This window comes from Streptomyces sp. NBC_01716 (assembly GCF_036248275.1).
In the GTDB taxonomy this organism is placed as follows: Bacteria; Actinomycetota; Actinomycetes; order Streptomycetales; family Streptomycetaceae; genus Streptomyces.
On the sequence record NZ_CP109181.1, the window covers coordinates 5,130,383 to 5,146,598 of the forward strand.

Here is a 16,216-nt window from a genome sequence, read left to right on the forward strand (position 1 = left end):
CAAGAACTTCTGTCGACCACGCAGACCAAGCACGTTCAGAGGGTCGGCCATGCCCGAAGACCACTGAGCACCGACCAGTTTTGACGACCACGTACACCCGGTTCTGACGACCACGTACACACCCGGCGACCGCGATCAGGCGGGCCGGATTCCCCGAACCAGTAACCCGTAACCCGCGCATGGGGCCGACCAGTGCGTCCCCTCGCCCGTTATGACCTCTTCGTACGCATAGGCGGCCACTCCCATGTCAAAATCTGCCGAGACCCGGCTCCAGGACCCCCAGGTCCCCGAGTCGGCCCCCGATCCCAATCGCTGGAAAGCCCTGGTGTTCATCGCCCTGGCCCAGCTGATGGTCGTGCTCGACGCGACGATCGTGAATATCGCGCTGCCCTCCGCCCAGCAGGACCTGGGGATATCGGACGGCAACCGCCAGTGGGTCATCACCGCCTACGCGCTGGCCTTCGGTGGCCTGCTGCTCTTCGGCGGCCGCATCGCCGACCTCTGGGGACGTAAGCGCACCTTTGTCGTCGGTCTGCTCGGCTTCGCCGCCGCGTCCGCCGTCGGCGGCGCCGCGACCAGCGAGGCCATGCTGCTGGGCTCGCGTGCCCTCCAGGGTGCCTTCGGCGCGCTGCTCGCGCCCGCGGCGCTCTCCCTGCTCGCCGTGACGTTCGGCGACCCGAAGGAGCGCGCCAAGGCGTTCGGCATCTTCGGTGCGATCGCCGGTGGCGGTGGCGCCGTGGGTCTGATCCTCGGCGGATTCCTCACCGAGTACCTGGACTGGCGCTGGACCTTCTTCGTCAACATCCCGTTCGCGATCGTGGCCGCCGCCGGCGCCTACTTCGTGATCCGGGAGCCCGCGGGCGGCCGTAACCGCTCGCCGCTCGACATCCCCGGTGTCTTCCTGTCCACGCTGGGCCTGGTGGCGCTGGTGTACGGCTTCACGCGCGCCGAGTCCGAGGGCTGGTCCGACCCGACGACCATCGCCATGTTCGTCATCTCGGCCGTGCTGCTCGCCACGTTCGTCGCGGTCGAGGCCCGGGTGAAGTCCCCGCTGCTGCCGCTGCGTGTCCTGATGGAGCGCAACCGCGGCGGTGTCTACCTCTCGCTGGGCCTGGCCATCATCGGCATGTTCGGTCTGTTCCTCTTCCTGACCTACTACCTCCAGGTCGTGAAGGGCTACACGCCGGTCAGCACCGGCTTCGCCTTCCTGCCGATGATCGTGGGCATGATCACGGGCTCCACCCAGATCGGTGCCCGGCTGATGACCCGCGTCCCGCCGCGGCTGCTGATGGGCCCCGGCTTCCTGGTCGGCGCGACGGGCATGCTGCTGCTGACGCAGCTGGAGATCGGCTCCTCGTACCCGGCTCTGATCCTGCCGGCGCTGCTGCTGCTCGGCCTCGGCATGGGTACGGCGTTCATGCCGGCCATGTCCCTCGCGACGCACGGCATCGAGCCGCGTGACGCGGGCGTCGCCTCGGCGATGGTCAACACCTCGCAGCAGGTCGGCGGCGCGATCGGTACGGCGCTGCTGAACACCGTGGCAGCCTCCGCCACCACCGCGTACGTCGCGGCGAACTCGGCGGGTGCGAACAACCCGAAGCTCCTGGAGCTCCAGGCGATGGTGCACGGATACGCGAGCGCCATCTGGTGGGCGGTCGGCATCCTGGTCGTCGCCGCCGGAATCGCCTTCACCTTCATCAACACCGGCCGTCCGGGGAGCACCCAGGTGGCCAAGGGCGAGGGTGCCGACGGTCTGGCGGAAGACGCCCAGATCCCGGTGGCCATGCACTGACCGGGCCGGTGCCCATGCACTGACCCGGCCGTGCGCCGACGGTCCCGGCTCGCGGGGTCATCCGCCCCCTCCCGCGGATCATCTGCCCTGGCGTCGCTGTTCCTCAGCGGCGCCAGGGCAGATCCGCGTCCGTACCGTCCGGCTGGAGCCCGTGCGCCATCACCCGCATGATCTCCCCGAGCTGGGACACCTGCTCCGGCGTGAGCCGGTCGAAGATCGCCTGCCGTACGGCGGTGACATGGCCCGGCGCCGACCGCGTCAGCACCTCCTGGCCCTCGTCCGTCAGGATCGCGTTCTGCCCGCGCTTGTCGGAGGGGCAGTCCTCGCGGCGCACCCAGCCGCTCTTCTCCAGCCTGGTCACCGCGTGCGAGAGCCGGGACCGGGTGATCTTGGCGTTCTTCGCCAGCTGGGTCATCCGCATCTGCCGGTGCGGCGCCCGGGACAGATGGACGAGCAGGGCGTAGTAGATGTGCGGCATCCCCGCGTCGCGCTGCAACTGACGGTCGAGATGGTCCTCCAGCAACGTGGTGGCCTGGAGGTACGCCTGCCAGACGCCCTGCTCCTCGGCGCTGAGCCAGCGTGGCTGTCCGTCGCTCTCCATGTCTCCCACGTCTCCCACCCTAAGCGCTTCTTGAAAGTTAAACTAGATAGTCGTAAGGTCGCACGCAAGTGCTTTAAGATTCAAGTAGATGGGTCCGAGAGTACCGCCCGGACCACCACAGGCAGGGAGACGCCATGACCAGCACAGCGGAGCGCATGCCCGCCCTCTATCTCTCCCACGGTGCTCCGCCCCTCGCCGACGACCCGGTCTGGCCCGGACAGCTCGCCGCCTGGTCCGCCGACCTGCCGCGCCCCCGGGCGATCTTGATGGTCTCAGCCCACTGGGAGGAGGCGCCGCTCGCCCTCGCCGCGACCGAGACCCGGCCGCTGATCTACGACTTCTGGGGCTTCCCCGAGCACTACTACCAGGTCCGGTACGCGGCCCCGGGCGCCCCCGCGCTCGCCGACTCCGTCGAGAAGCTGCTGCGCGGCCCCGGCACCCCCGTACAGCGCGTCCCCGACCGGGGGCTCGACCACGGGGCGTACGTCCCGCTCGTCGAGATGTTCCCCGACGCCGACGTTCCCGTCCTCCAGATCTCCCTGCCGACGCTCGACCCCCGCCAACTCCTCGCGATCGGCCGCAAACTGGCCCCGCTGCGGGACGAGGGAGTCCTCATCGTCGGCAGCGGCTTCTTCACCCACAACCTCGCCGCGCTGCGCCATCCGGGCGGCGGAGTGCCGGGCTGGTCCGCCGAGTTCGACGACTGGGGCCGGGAGGCGCTGGCCGCACAGGACGTCGACGCGCTGCTCGACTTCACCCACAAGTCACCGGCCGGGGCGCTCGCCCATCCCCGTACCGAGCACTTCGCACCGCTCTTCGTGACACTCGGCGCCGCCGAGGACGAGTGGGGGAGCGTACGGAACGTCATCGACGGTTTCTGGATGGGTCTGGCCAAACGGTCGGTCCAGTTCGGCTGATCGCGACGTCCTGATACGCGGCACCCGCCCCCGTCCATCCGGCCCCGTCCGACCCGTCCCTTACGTGCCGTACTCCGCCAGTGGTACGCCCAATGGCAGACGGGTTCAGATAGGCAACGGTTCGACATCCCCCGGCCAATGGCACTTGACCGGGCATTCCGGCCTCCGTACGTTCCTGATGGTCTAGACATCCTGTTAGGGAGCGGCCATGCGGAAACATGTCATCGGGGCCCTTGTCGTCACCATGGCGCTCGGACTCTCTGCCTGTGGCAGTGGGGACTCGGGCGGGGACGGCGGCGAAACGTCGGGCAAGGGCAAGACCCTGACCGTATGGATCATGGAGGGGACCAACCCGGACCCCAAGCCCTTCTTCAACGAGGTCGCCGCGGCCTTCAAGAAGAAGACGGGCGCCACGGTCAAGGTCGAGTACCAGCAGTGGGCCACCGCGCAGAAGAAGTTCACCACCGCGATCGAGGGCGGACCCAGCCAGGTCCCCGACGTCGCCGAGGTCGGCACCACCTGGATCCCGCAGTTCGCCGAGACCGGCGGCCTCGTGGACGTGACCGACAAGGTGAAGGACTCCGGGCTGGGCGACGACCTGGTCGAGGGCCTGGCCGACGCGGGCACGCTGGACGGCAAGCAGTACGGCATGCCCTGGTACGCCGGTGTCCGCGGCCTCCTCTACCGCAAGGACATCTTCGAGAAGCACAACCTCAAGGCCCCCACCACCTGGAAGGAACTGCGCGACACCGCGCTGGTCCTGAAGGAGAAGGAGCCGGGCATGATCCCCTTCCCGGTCGCGGGCGGCGCGGAGATGTTCGCGACCCCCTTCGTCTGGGGCGCCGGCGGTGAACTCGCCATAGAAGAGGGCGGTAAGTGGAAGTCCGGCATCAACTCCCCGGAGTCGGTCAAGGGCATCACGTACTACACCGACCTCGCGAAGAAGGACAAGCTGTCCCCGGCGAAGGTCACCACCTGGACCGAGAAGGAGGTGGCGACCGACTTCCAGAAGGGGAAGATCGCCATGTCCCTCTCCGGCAACTGGACGCCCAAGGCGTTCGTCCAGGCCGCCCCCGACCTTGAGGGCAAGCTCGCCGCCGCGCCCATCCCCGGTGAGACCGGCGGCATGAGCAAGTCCTTCCTCGGCGGCTCCTACCTCTCCACCTTCAAGGGCGAGAACCAGGACCTGGCCTGGGAGTACGTCAAGCTGGTCACCACCGGCGAGTTCGCCACCAAGTGGGCCGAGCAGACGAACTACTTCCCCGGCCAGAACTCCCTCCTCAAGGAGGTCCAGGCGAAGAACGACCCGCTCGTCGCCCCCTTCGCCAAGCAGATGACCGAGGCCGGCGCGACCGTCCCGAAGACCCCCGCGTACGGCCAGATCCAGGCCACGCAGGTCGTCACGAAGATGGTGCAGTCCATCCTCACCGGCAAGCAGACCGTGCAGGAGGCCGCGGACCAGGCCGCCGAGGAGATGGACAAGATCTTTGCCTCCTGAGTCGCTCATCGAAGACTCGGCGCACGACGACGTGGCCGCGGCGACTTCCCCTGTGAAGTCGCCGCGGCCACGCGGCGGGCGGCCGGGCCCGACGCTGCGCCGCAAGCAGCTCACCCGCACCACCCGCCCCTGGCTGCTCCTCCTGCCGTCCCTCGTGGTGCTGGCGGGGCTGCTCCTGTGGCCGCTGGTCAAGGTCGGCGTCCTGTCCGTCCAGGACTACGAGGTGAAGTTCGGCGGCGGCGTCGGCACGTACACCGGCTTCGACCACTACAAGGACCTGCTCAGCGACGGTGATCTGTGGCGGACCGTTCTGCCCAACACCGCGTTCTTCGCGGTCGCCTGTGTGGCCCTCACCGTCGCGCTCGGCACCCTCGCCGCCCTGCTGCTCCAGCGGCTCGGCACCACCTGGCGGGTCATCTGCTCCACCGCGATCATGGCGGCCTGGGCGATGCCCGCCGTCACCGGCACCTATGTATGGGTGTGGCTGTTCTCGGCGGGCGACGGGATGATGAGCCAGCTCGCCGGCTCGCTCGGGCTCATCGACCCCGAGACCACGAACTGGTTCACCGAGCGGCTGTCCTTCTACGCCATCGCCACCCTCAACGTGGTGCACCACGGCTTCCCGTTCGTCGCGATCACCGTGCTCGCGGGGCTGCTGACGATCCCCAAGGAGCTGTACGAGGCGGGGATGATCGACGGCGCGAACGCCTGGCAGCGGTTCTGGAAGATCACCGTGCCCACCATCAAGCCGATCTTCCTCGTCGTCACCATCCTGTCGACGATCTGGGACTTCAAGGTCTTCACCCAGATCTATCTGATGCCGGGCGGCGCGGGCAGCAACGAAGAGGTACTCAACCTGGGCGTGTGGTCCTACCAGCAGGCGTTCGCCCTCAACGACTACGGCGCGGGAGCGGCCACCGCCGTACTCCTCACCCTGCTCCTGCTGCTGATCACCATCGTCTACATCCGAACCCTCTTCAAGGAGAGTGACGAGCTGTGACGCGCACGACGACCGCCGGGCGGATCGGGCTCGCTGTCGCGGTGTTCGCGCTGCTGGTCTTCACGCTGTTCCCGGTGTACTGGATGGTCAGCACCGCGCTCGACCCGAACGCGATCACCCGTGGCGCCGACGTCCTGCCGAGCGGGATCAGCGGCGAGCACTTCAGCTACATCTTCGACCGGGGCAACTTCGGCCAGTTCCTGACCAATTCGATGCTCGTCGGCCTCGGCACGATCCTGGTCTCCGGGCTGCTGGCGCTGTTCGCCGCCGTGGCCGTCGCGCGCTTCCGGTTCCGGTTCCGCACCTCCGTACTGATCATGGTGCTGATCGTGCAGATGGTGCCCCTGGAGGCGCTCGTCATCCCCCTCTTCCTACAGATGCGGGACTACGAGCTGCTCAACAGCCTCATCGGGCTGACCGTCGTCTACATCGCGCTGTCGCTGCCGTTCGCGATCTGGACGCTGCGCGGCTTCGTCGCGACGGTGCCCAAGGAGGTGGAGGAGGCCGCGTATCTGGACGGCTGCTCGTGGCCGCGGATGTTCTGGTCCGTACTGCTGCCGCTGGTCGCGCCGGGTCTCGTCGCCACCAGCGTGTTCGCCTTCATCACCGCGTGGAACGAGTTCGTCTTCGCGTACACCTTCATGAAGGACGGGTCCAAGTACACGGCCGCCGTGGGCCTGTTCCAGTTCTTCGGCGAGAACTCCACGTCCTGGGGGCCGGTCATGGCCGGCTCCACCCTCATCACCCTGCCGGTGCTGGTCTTCTTCATCATCGTGCAGCGCAGGCTGGCCTCCGGTCTCGCGGCCGGGGCGGTGAAGGGGTGAGCCGGACGCCTTCTTCTACGGAGGCGCGGCTCGTCAACGCCGTCCTGCTGCCCGGCTTCCACGGCACCGTGCCGCCCCCGTGGCTGCTCGACGCCGTCGACGCCGGGCTCGCGGGCGTCGTGTACTTCGCGCACAACGTGCCCGACCCGAAGACCGCGGCGGCGCTCTCCGCCGCCCTCCTCGCCCGCCGCGGCGACCTGATCGTCGCGAGCGACGAGGAGGGCGGAGACGTCACCCGCCTGGAGGCGGCGACCGGCTCCTCGTACCCGGGCAACGGCGCCCTCGGCGAGGTCGACGACACCGGCATCACCGAACGGGTCGCCCGCGCCATCGGCCACGATCTGCGCACGGCGGGCATCGGACTGAATCTCGCCCCCGACGTGGACGTCAACGCCGACCCGGACAACCCGGTGATCGGCGTACGGGCCTTCGGCGCGGACACCGCGCTGGTGGCCAGGCACTCCGCGGCGTACGTCACGGGGCTCCAGTCCGCGGGCGTCGCGGCCTGCGCCAAACACTTCCCGGGGCACGGAGACACGGCCGTCGACTCGCATCTGCGGGTGCCCCGGCTGGACGCCGACATGGACCTGCTGCGCCGGCGCGACCTGGTGCCTTTCGCCGCCGCGATCGAGGCCGGCAGTCGCTGCCTGATGACCGGGCACATCAGCGCCGGCCCCTTCGGCGAGGCACCGGCCTCACTGAACCCCGAGGCCGCCCGGCTGGCCAGGGAGGAGCTGGGCTTCACCGGCGCCATCGTCACGGACGCGCTCGACATGGGCGCCGTCCTTCTCGACCCCGGCTTCGGCCCCGCCTGCGTCGCGGCCGTGCTCGGCGGCGCCGATCTGCTCTGCCTGGGCAATCCCGACAGCCCGGAGGCCGCCGAGACCGCCTACCGGAGCGCGCGTGACGCCCTCCTCGACGCCGTGGCCTCCGGCGTACTTCCCGCCGACCGGCTCGCCGACGCCGGCCGCCGGGCGCGCGAGCTGGCCGGGTGGATCGGCCGGGCCCGCGACACGGCGCCGCCTCCCAAGGAGGACGGGCTGCCGCTCGCCGTCGCGCGCGCCGCACTGCGCGTACGCGGCAACGTGGCCCTCAGTTCGCCGCCGTACGTGATCGACCTGCGACAGCGCGTCAACCACGCGTCCGGCAGCCGCGCACCGCACCTGAACCGGCTGCTCGCCGAGGCCATGCCCGGCCTGACCGCCACCGGCGTACCGGCCGAAGGACCGGCCCCCGCCCGCGCGGACACCGCGCTCCAGGGCTCCGCAGGCCACCCCCTGGTCCTCCTCGCCCGGGAGCCGCACCGGGACGCGGCGGAGACCGCGCTGCTGCGGGAGCTGGTCGCCCGCCGCCCGGACGCGGTCGTCGTCCTCACCGGCTGGCCGCACGCTGTGGACGCGCTGGCGGCCAACACGGTCGTGACGTACGGCTCGGCCCGCGTCAACGCGCAGGCGGCCGTGGAGCGCCTCCTGGGCGGCACCCCGCACGGCGGCTGACGACCGCCCCCGAGTATTGCCGCAGGCCCCGGACCGCATCGGTCCGGGGCCTGCGGCATTGAGGTCAGAACGGACATCCCGAGCAACCTTTGTGCGATGTGTTCCGTCTTTCGGGTAACAGAGCGGCCACGAGGCACGTTGTCAGGGTGTGAAGGCGACGGTGTGGCCCCTCGGTGGCGGGGCAGGGTACTGCATGATCACAAAAATCATTGCACGCCTGGGGAATTCTGTCCGGATTCCAGTCGTTGTTTCCAACGGATGCAGGACACCCGGGAGGGTGTCGCGACCGACTCAGTAAGGGAGCTCGCATGGCAACCCGTGCCGTCGCCCGTCGTACCACCACCACGGGTGGTGCGAAAGCGGCAAGCAGTGTTCGCGCCGTGGGCGGGGAGATCGCCGACCGCGACCTGGTCGGCATGTACCTCGACGAGATCGCGCGTACGCCGCTGCTCGACGCCGCAAAGGAAGTCGAGCTGTCCCAGACCATCGAAGCGGGTGTGTACGCACAGCAGATCCTCGACGGATCGGTGGAGAGCGAGGGCGCCGGTGCCCAGCGCGAGGAGCTCGAAGCCCTCGTCGCCGCCGGTGAGCGCGCGAAGGACATCTTCATACGCTCCAATCTCCGTCTCGTCGTCGCCGTGGCCCGGCGCTACCCGCGCAGTGGACTGCCCCTGCTCGACCTCATCCAGGAAGGCAACGCCGGCCTGGTCCGAGCGGTCGAGAAATTCGACTACGCCAAGGGATTCAAGTTCTCCACCTACGCGACCTGGTGGATCCGCCAGGCCATCACCCGGTCCATCGCGGACCAGTCACGTACGATCCGGCTGCCCGTCCACCTCGTGGAGGAGCTCGGCCGCATCCGCAGGGTGCAGCGCGAGTTCAACCGTGAGCACGGGCGCGACCCGGAGCCCTCCGAGGTGGCGGCCGAGCTCGGCTCGAACGCCGCGCGTGTCACCGACGTCCTGGACTGGGCCCGTGACCCGGTCAGTCTGAACATGTCGGTGGACGACGACGGCGACACCCAGTTCGGCGATCTGCTGGAGGACACCTCGGCGGTCTCGCCCGAGCAGTCCGTCCTCACGCTGCTGCGCAGCGAGGAGCTGGAAGAGCTGATCGGCAAGCTCGACCACCGCACGGCCTCCATCATCAAGATGCGTTACGGCATCGAGGACGGCCGGGAGCGGACGCTCACCGAGGTGGGCAAGCAGCACGGCCTGACCCGTGAGCGGATCAGGCAGATCGAGAAGCACGCCCTTCTCGAACTGAAGAAGATGGCGCACGACGTGGGCTTCGACGCCGCGGCATGAGGCCCCCGCCGTACGGAGCCCCGGCACCCAACCCACCCGGGTGCCGGGGTTCCTTCATGTACTCACCCGCCATCGGCCCCCTGCCCGCCGCCCGCCGCGCGTGTCAGACGGCCGCCCAGCTCACTGACGTGTTCGACCAGCCGCGTCGGCGCATGGACCGTGAACTCGCAGTCCACCAGGGCCAGTCGGAGCGCCAGCCACTCCAGTGAGTCCGCCGCGCGGGCCCGCAGCCGACAGCTGTCGGGGCCGGTCGGCTCCGCCACCCCGAACGAGGCGGGCAGCCGCGCCGACACGAAGTGGGCCGGGGCAGCGAACGTCACGTCCACGTCCACCTGCGGCTGCGCCCGCGCCATCGAGCTGCTCAGGAACTCCGCCGCGTCACCCGTCGGCAGCTCACGCGGCGTGAAGCGCGCCCCCGTCGCGAACGGGTCGCCGACCCGGTCCACGCGGAACGTACGCCAGTCCTCGCGCCCGAGGTCGTACGCGACGAGATACCAGCGCCGGGCCGTCGACACCAGGCGGTACGGCTCGACCTGCCGTTTGCTCTCCGCGCCGTCCTTGGCGCGGTAGCCGAACCGGAGCCGTTCCGTGCCGGTGATCGCCGACGCGATGACCGTCAGCGTCCGCGGGTCCACGCTCGCTGCGTCCCCCCGGACGAGCAGCGGCACCGTCGCGGCCTGGAGCGTGGAGACGCGGTGGCGGAGCCGCGAGGGCAGCACCTGCTCCAGCTTCGCCAGCGCCCGTACGGCCGCCTCCTCGACGCCCTCGATGGCATGCCCCGCGCCGGCCCGCAGCCCCACCGCGATGGCCACGGCTTCCTCGTCGTCCAGCAGCAGCGGCGGCATGGCGGCGCCCGCGACCAGCCGGTACCCGCCGACCGCGCCTCTGGTGGCCTCGACCGGATAACCGAGATCGCGAAGCCGGTCGATGTCCCGGCGGATCGTGCGCGCGCTGACGTCGAGACGCTCGGCCAGCTCACTGCCCGGCCACTCGCGCGGTGTCTGGAGAAGCGACAGCAGATTCAGGAGTCGTGCCGGAGTGTCCGTCATACGAACCAGCGTGCCAGGCATCTAGGACATGACCTGACCTACATGGTCCCTAGCTTTCCCGCATGACTTCTCCGGCCGCCGTAGCCGATACGGCCATCGACACCACCACGACCTCATCGGGCGGGCCCGGCGACCGCCGGCGCTGGCTGGCGCTGGCCGTGGTCATGACCGCGGCCTTCATGGACCTGGTCGACGTCACCATCGTCAACATCGCCATCCCCAGCATCGAGCGGGATCTCTCCGCGAGCTTCGGCTCCATCCAGTGGATCACCGCGGGCTATGCGCTGGCCTTCGCCGCCGGACTGATCACGGGCGGCAGGCTCGGTGACATCTACGGCCGCAAGCGGCTCTTCCTCATCGGCATCACCGGCTTCACCCTCGCCTCCGCGCTCTGCGGCTTCGCCGCGAACCCCGAGATGCTCGTCGCCTCCCGGCTCCTCCAGGGCGCGATGGCCGCGATGATGGTGCCTCAGGTGCTGGCGATCATCCATGTCACCTTTCCGGCACACGAACGCGGCAAGGTCTTCGGGATGTTCGGCGCGATCGTCGGCCTCGGCGCCGTCTCGGGACCGCTCCTCGGCGCGCTGCTCACCCAGTGGAACCTCTTCGGGCTCGAATGGCGCCCGATCTTCCTGATCAACCTGCCCGTCGGCATCGCGGGGGTGATCCTGGGCCGCAGGTTCATCACCGAGTCCAAGGCACCGCAGGCCCTGCGGCTCGACGTGGTCGGCGTCGTCCTGGTGACCGGCGCGCTGCTGATGCTGATCTACCCGCTCACCCGCGGGCGCGAGCTCGGCTGGCCGCTCTGGGGGCACCTGTGCATGGCGGGCAGCGCCCTCGTGTTCGCCGCGTTCGTGGCGTACGAGAGGGTGAAGACCCGCAAGGACGGGTCGCCGCTGGTGGAACTGTCCCTGTTCAAGGTGAAGAGCTTCGCCGCGGGCATCGCCGTACAGCTCACCTTCGGTGTCGCCCTGGGAGTCTTCTTCCTGGTCTGGACGCTCTACATGCAGATCGGCCTCGGCTGGAGCCCGCTGCACGCCGGGCTGACCGGGCTGCCGTTCTCGGTCGCCGTCTCCACGGCGGCGGGGCTCTCCGTACAGAAGCTGGTCCCGCGCTTCGGCCGCAAGGTCCTCCAGTGCGGCGCGCTGACGATGGCGGCGGGCGTACTGCTCTACATCTGGGAGTCCGGGCGGTACGGGGCGGACATCACCTCCTGGCAGATGCTGCCGCCGCTGGTGGTGATGGGCGCGGGGATGGGCCTGATCGTGGCGCCCCTGACCGACGCGGTGCTGTCGGACGTCCCGCGCGAGCACTCGGGCTCGGCGTCGGGGCTGATCAACACGGTGCAGCAGATGGGTACGGCGCTGGGGCTCGGGCTGGTGTCGGTGGTCTTCTTCGGGGTGGTCGACGACCGCCGGGCGACGACCCCGGCCGCGGTGACGAGGGCGTTCGAGGACGGCTTCCAGAACGCGCTGTGGTGGGTGGCGGCGGTGCTGGTGGGAATCTTCCTCCTGATGTTCGCGCTCCCGAGACGACGGGTCTGAAGGTCAGGGGGGCGGGGGTTCTCTGGTGCGGGTCGGTGTCCGGGTGCCGCTCCGGGGTCATGCCCGGACGGCGTGATTTACGCCGCGTGCCCCGTTTGTTGGTGTATGGGGAGTCGGGTCGTCCACGGGACACAAATCAGCCTGAGTGTCCGGACACGACCCCTGCGCGTCCCCCTTCCATCCCGCGGGCCGGTGGGGTGTGAACATCAGCCCCCCCGCCCCCGGCAACGAACAGCGACCCATTTGTGTTTACTTCAGCAGCTCGACCCCGTACCGTGGCCCTGAAACCACAGATTCGGGCATCGAACGGACCTAAAACAACATGTACGCACCGGAGCGCCAGCAAGAGATCCTGCGCCTCGCCCGCGAGGGCGGCCGCGTCGATGTGCTGTCGCTCGCCGAGGAGTTCCAGGTCACCGCCGAGACCGTACGGCGCGACCTCAAGGCGCTCGACCGCGCCGGCCTCGTCCGCCGGGTGCACGGCGGCGCCATCCCCGCCGGGCGCCTCGACTTCGAGCCCGACCTCGCCGAACGCGAGTCGACCGCCGCGGACGAGAAGGACCGCATCGCGCACGCCGCCCTCGCCGAACTGCCCCCGGCCGGCAGCGTGATCCTCGACGCGGGCTCCACCGTCGCGCGGCTCGCCACCGGGCTCCCGCTGGACAGCGAACTCACCGTCGTCACCCACGCGTTGCCGGTCGCCGCCCGGCTCGCCGACCACCCCGGCATCGACCTGCACCTCGTCGGCGGCCGGGTCAGGCACCGTACGCGCGCCGCCGTCGACGCCTGGGCGCTGCGCGCGTACGGCGAGATCCGCGCCGACGTCGTGTTCCTCGGCACCAACGGCTTCTCGCCGGACGGCGGCCTCACCACCCCCGACCTCGCCGAGGCGGCGGTCAAGCGCGCACTCATCAGGGCGTCCCGTCGCGTCGTACTGCTCGCGGACTCGGCCAAGCACGGCCAGGAACACTTCGCCCGCTTCGGCGGGCTCGCCGACGTCGACCTGCTGATCACGGACACCGGCCTCGCCCCAGACGCCCGCGCCGCGATCGAGGCGGCGGGGACCGAGGTGCTCAGTGTCTAGGTCCCGCCGGACAAAGCCCAGGCCCACCGCCACCACCCGGAGGGGCCCCGCATGATCCTCACCGTCACCCCGAACCCGAGTCTGGACCGTACGTACGAGATCCCGGCCCTGGACCGCGGCGAAGTCCTGCGTGCGACCGTCGAGCGGATGGACCCCGGCGGCAAGGGCGTCAACGTCTCGCGGGCGGTCGCGGCGGCCGGTCACCGCACCGTCGCCGTACTGCCCCTCGGCGGCGCCCCCGGCGCGCTCGTCGCCCAACTCCTCGCCGGCCAGGGCATCGATGTCGCCCCCGTGCCGATCGCGGGCGCGACCCGCTCGAACATCGCCCTCGCCGAGCCGGACGGCACGCTGACGAAGATCAACGCGCCCGGCCCCGAACTGACCCCCGCCGAGTCCGAGGCGCTGCTCTCCGCGCTCCGCGCGCACGACGTGGGCGCCGCCGGTGACTGGATCGCCTGCTGCGGCAGCCTGCCGCGCGGGCTCGGCCCCCGCTGGTACGCCGAACTCGTCGCCCGCGCGCACGCCGCCGGCGCCCGCATCGCGCTCGACACCTCGGGCGCTTCGCTGCTGGCCGCGCTCAAGGAGCGCCCGGACGTCGTCAAGCCCAACGCCGAGGAGTTGGCCACCGCCGTGGGCCGTCCGCTGGCCACCGTCGGCGACGCGCTGAAGGCGGCCGAGGAACTGCTCACGTACGGCGCCCGGTCCGTCCTGGCCAGTCTCGGCGCCGACGGCCAGCTCCTGGTCTCCGGTGCCGGCGCCCACTTCGGCTCGGCGCCCGTCGCGGCGGTCCGCAGCAACGTCGGCGCCGGCGACGCCTCGCTCGCCGGCTTCCTCGCGGCGGGCGGCACCGGCCCGGAGGCGCTCGCCTCGGCCGTCGCCCACGGAGCGGCGGCCGTCCAACTGCCGGGCAGCGTGATGCCGTCGCCCGCGGATCTCGACCCGCGGGCGGTCACCGTGTCCGCGGACATCCCCCTGGACCGTCCCCTCTCGGAGCCCGCCTCATGACCTCTCCCCGCACGTTCCCCCGTACGTCCCCGAACAGCCCCGCACGAAGGAGCCCGCGATGAGCGAACTGATCACCGCGGACCTGGTCGACCTCGACCTGGCCGCAGAGACGAAGGAAGCCGCGGCCCGCTCGCTGGCCGAACGCATGGTGACCCTGGGCCGGATAACCGACCTGGACGGATTCCTGGCCGATGTCGCCGCCCGCGAGGCGCAGATGCCCACCGGGCTCGACGGCGGGATCGGCATCCCGCACTGCCGCAGCGAGCATGTCACCGAGCCGACACTGGCGTTCGGCCGCCCGGTCGACGGCATCGACTTCGGGGCGCCCGACGGCCCGGCGGACCTGATCTTCCTGATCGCGGCCCCGGCCGGCGCCGACGACGCGCACCTGACGATCCTGTCGGCCCTGGCCCGCCGTCTGATGGACCCGGACTTCACGGCGGCGCTCCGCTCGGCGACGGACCCGGCGGCCACGGCGCGCCTGATCAACGGCGACACCGCCACCGACTCCGAGGCGCCCGCGCCGGAAGCGCAAGCGGTACCGGAACCGCGGGCGCAAGCAGAACCGGAACCGGAACCGGACGCGCCGTCAGCCGCCCCCGCCCCCGCCTTCCGTATCGTCGCCGTCACCTCCTGCCCCACCGGCATCGCGCACACCTACATGGCCGCCGAAGCCCTGGAAAAGGCCGGCCAGGCCGAAGGCGTCGAGGTGGTCGTCGAACCGCAGGGCTCCGCCGGGTTCACCCGGATCGACCCCGCCGTCATCGCCGCCGCCGACGGCGTGGTCTTCGCCCACGACGTACCGGTACGGGAGAAGGAACGCTTCGCGGGCAAGCCGACCGTCGACGTCGGCGTCAAGGCGGGCATCAACCGCCCCGCCGAACTGATCGCCGAGGTCCGGGCCAAGGCCGCCCGCGGCGAGACCACCGCCCCCGCGGGCTCCGGCTCACCGGTCGACGCGGCGGGCGACCCCGGCGAGGGCTACGGCACCAGGCTGCGCAAGTGGCTGATGTCCGGCGTCAGTTACATGGTCCCGTTCGTCGCGGCCGGCGGACTCCTCATCGCCCTCGGCTTCGCCATCGGCGGCTACACCGTCGACAAGGCGCCCTCCGTCGCCGAACACTTCGTCTGGACGGAGTCCATGAGCTGGGCGGCTCTGCTGTTCCAGATCGGCGGCCTCGCCTTCAGCTTCCTCGTACCGGTCCTGGCGGGCTACATCGCCTACGGGATGGCCGACCGCCCCGGTCTGGTCCCCGGCTTCGTCGGCGGCTCCATCGCGCTCACCATCAACGCCGGCTTCCTCGGCGGCCTGGCCGCCGGCCTGATCGCGGGCGGCACGGTCATGGCGGTCCAGCGGATCAAGGTGCCCGCCGCGCTGCGCGGCATCATGCCGGTGGTCGTCATCCCGCTGATCTCCTCCGCCGTCGTCGGCTTCCTGATGTTCCTGGTGGTCGGCAAGCCGATCGCCGAGCTCCAGAAGGCCCTCACGGACTGGCTGTCGGGGCTCTCCGGCACCAACGCGGTCATCCTCGGCGTCGTCCTCGGCCTGATGATGTGCTTCGACCTGGGCGGACCGCTCAACAAGGTCGCGTACGCCTTCGCGGTCGGCGGCCTCGCCAACCCCAACGACGGCAGCCTGAAGGTGATGGCGGCCGTGATGGCGGCCGGCATGGTGCCGCCGCTCGCCATGGCGCTGGCCACGGTCGTACGCGGCGCGCTCTTCGACCGCACCGAGCGCGAGAACGGCAAGGCCGCGTGGGTGCTCGGCGCCTCGTTCATCACCGAGGGCGCGATCCCGTTCGCCGCGGCCGACCCGCTGCGGGTCATCCCCTCGGCCATGGCGGGCGGCGCGGTCACAGGCGCGCTGTCGATGCTCTTCGAGTGCACCCTGCGGGCGCCGCACGGCGGGATCTTCGTGCTCCCGCTGATCGGCAACCCGGTGCTCTATCTGATCGCGATCGTGGCCGGTACGGCGGTCAGCGCCGCCCTGGTCATCCTGCTGAAGGGCATCGGCGGACGCGGCGCCAAGGACCTCGGGCGGGACGCCGTACCCGGTACGGAGACCGAGACCGCGCCCAAGGTCCCGGCGACCGTCTGAG

At 70.5% G+C, this 16,216-nt stretch carries 13 protein-coding genes; 11 read left to right on the top strand and 2 right to left on the bottom strand.

All coding sequences use genetic code 11. The features are described 5' to 3' along the window. Positions 1-244 precede the first annotated feature (244 nt). Entirely contained in the window at positions 245-1,792 is a 1,548-nt protein-coding gene (locus OIE74_RS22615) for an MFS transporter (RefSeq protein ID WP_329386489.1), read from the top strand. A gap of 103 nt (positions 1,793-1,895) precedes the next feature. Here OIE74_RS22615 and OIE74_RS22620 read toward each other — a convergent pair whose 3' ends face one another. Next, positions 1,896-2,393, bottom strand: coding sequence for a MarR family winged helix-turn-helix transcriptional regulator (locus OIE74_RS22620; protein ID WP_329392391.1), 498 nt, complete (start codon positions 2,391-2,393; stop codon positions 1,896-1,898). Between the two features lie 134 nt (positions 2,394-2,527). Between OIE74_RS22620 and OIE74_RS22625 the strand changes: the two genes are divergently transcribed. The 6 genes from OIE74_RS22625 (at position 2,528) to OIE74_RS22650 (ending at position 9,435) form a co-directional block, all read left to right on the top strand. Continuing rightward, complete coding sequence (locus OIE74_RS22625; RefSeq protein ID WP_329386490.1) at positions 2,528-3,310, top strand: dioxygenase family protein; 783 nt, start codon at positions 2,528-2,530, stop codon at positions 3,308-3,310. Between the two features lie 208 nt (positions 3,311-3,518). Continuing rightward, positions 3,519-4,808 (top strand): sugar ABC transporter substrate-binding protein, encoded by a 1,290-nt coding sequence (locus OIE74_RS22630; RefSeq protein ID WP_329386492.1) that lies wholly within the window; start codon positions 3,519-3,521, stop codon positions 4,806-4,808. Next, positions 4,798-5,808 carry a carbohydrate ABC transporter permease gene (locus tag OIE74_RS22635; protein WP_443076192.1) on the top strand — a complete coding sequence of 337 codons (1,011 nt, stop codon included), beginning with the start codon at positions 4,798-4,800 and terminating at the stop codon, positions 5,806-5,808. Before OIE74_RS22630 ends, OIE74_RS22635 begins: the two co-directional genes overlap by 11 nt. After that, the gene (locus OIE74_RS22640) at positions 5,805-6,632 is read left to right on the top strand and encodes a carbohydrate ABC transporter permease (protein WP_329386494.1); all 828 of its coding nucleotides are present in this window, start codon (positions 5,805-5,807) and stop codon (positions 6,630-6,632) included. The genes OIE74_RS22635 and OIE74_RS22640 overlap by 4 nt, the downstream gene beginning before the upstream one ends. Further along, the gene (locus OIE74_RS22645; RefSeq protein ID WP_329386496.1) at positions 6,629-8,128 is read left to right on the top strand and encodes a glycoside hydrolase family 3 protein; all 1,500 of its coding nucleotides are present in this window, start codon (positions 6,629-6,631) and stop codon (positions 8,126-8,128) included. Before OIE74_RS22640 ends, OIE74_RS22645 begins: the two co-directional genes overlap by 4 nt. 308 nt (positions 8,129-8,436) lie before the next feature. Further along, the gene (locus OIE74_RS22650) at positions 8,437-9,435 is read left to right on the top strand and encodes a sigma-70 family RNA polymerase sigma factor (RefSeq protein WP_329386498.1); all 999 of its coding nucleotides are present in this window, start codon (positions 8,437-8,439) and stop codon (positions 9,433-9,435) included. Between the two features lie 62 nt (positions 9,436-9,497). On the opposite strand, the gene OIE74_RS22655 is transcribed toward OIE74_RS22650, so the two are convergent. Then, positions 9,498-10,484, bottom strand: coding sequence for a helix-turn-helix transcriptional regulator (locus tag OIE74_RS22655; RefSeq protein WP_329386500.1), 987 nt, complete (start codon positions 10,482-10,484; stop codon positions 9,498-9,500). Between the two features lie 164 nt (positions 10,485-10,648). Here OIE74_RS22655 and OIE74_RS22660 point away from each other — a divergent pair, with 164 nt between their 5' ends. The 4 genes from OIE74_RS22660 (at position 10,649) to OIE74_RS22675 (ending at position 16,215) form a co-directional block, all read left to right on the top strand. Further along, a complete protein-coding gene (locus OIE74_RS22660) occupies positions 10,649-12,028 on the top strand; it encodes an MFS transporter (RefSeq protein WP_443076376.1) in 1,380 nt (459 codons plus the stop codon). A gap of 322 nt (positions 12,029-12,350) precedes the next feature. After that, positions 12,351-13,112: a DeoR/GlpR family DNA-binding transcription regulator gene (locus tag OIE74_RS22665; RefSeq protein ID WP_329386504.1), complete on the top strand. Its 762-nt coding sequence runs from the start codon at positions 12,351-12,353 to the stop codon at positions 13,110-13,112. Positions 13,113-13,163: 51 nt separating this feature from the next. Further along, positions 13,164-14,117 carry a 1-phosphofructokinase gene (gene pfkB, locus OIE74_RS22670; RefSeq protein WP_329386506.1) on the top strand — a complete coding sequence of 318 codons (954 nt, stop codon included), beginning with the start codon at positions 13,164-13,166 and terminating at the stop codon, positions 14,115-14,117. Between the two features lie 58 nt (positions 14,118-14,175). Then, positions 14,176-16,215, top strand: a complete 2,040-nt coding sequence (locus OIE74_RS22675; protein WP_329386508.1) for a PTS fructose transporter subunit IIABC — start codon at positions 14,176-14,178, stop codon at positions 16,213-16,215. The last annotated feature ends 1 nt before the right edge of the window (position 16,216 follow it).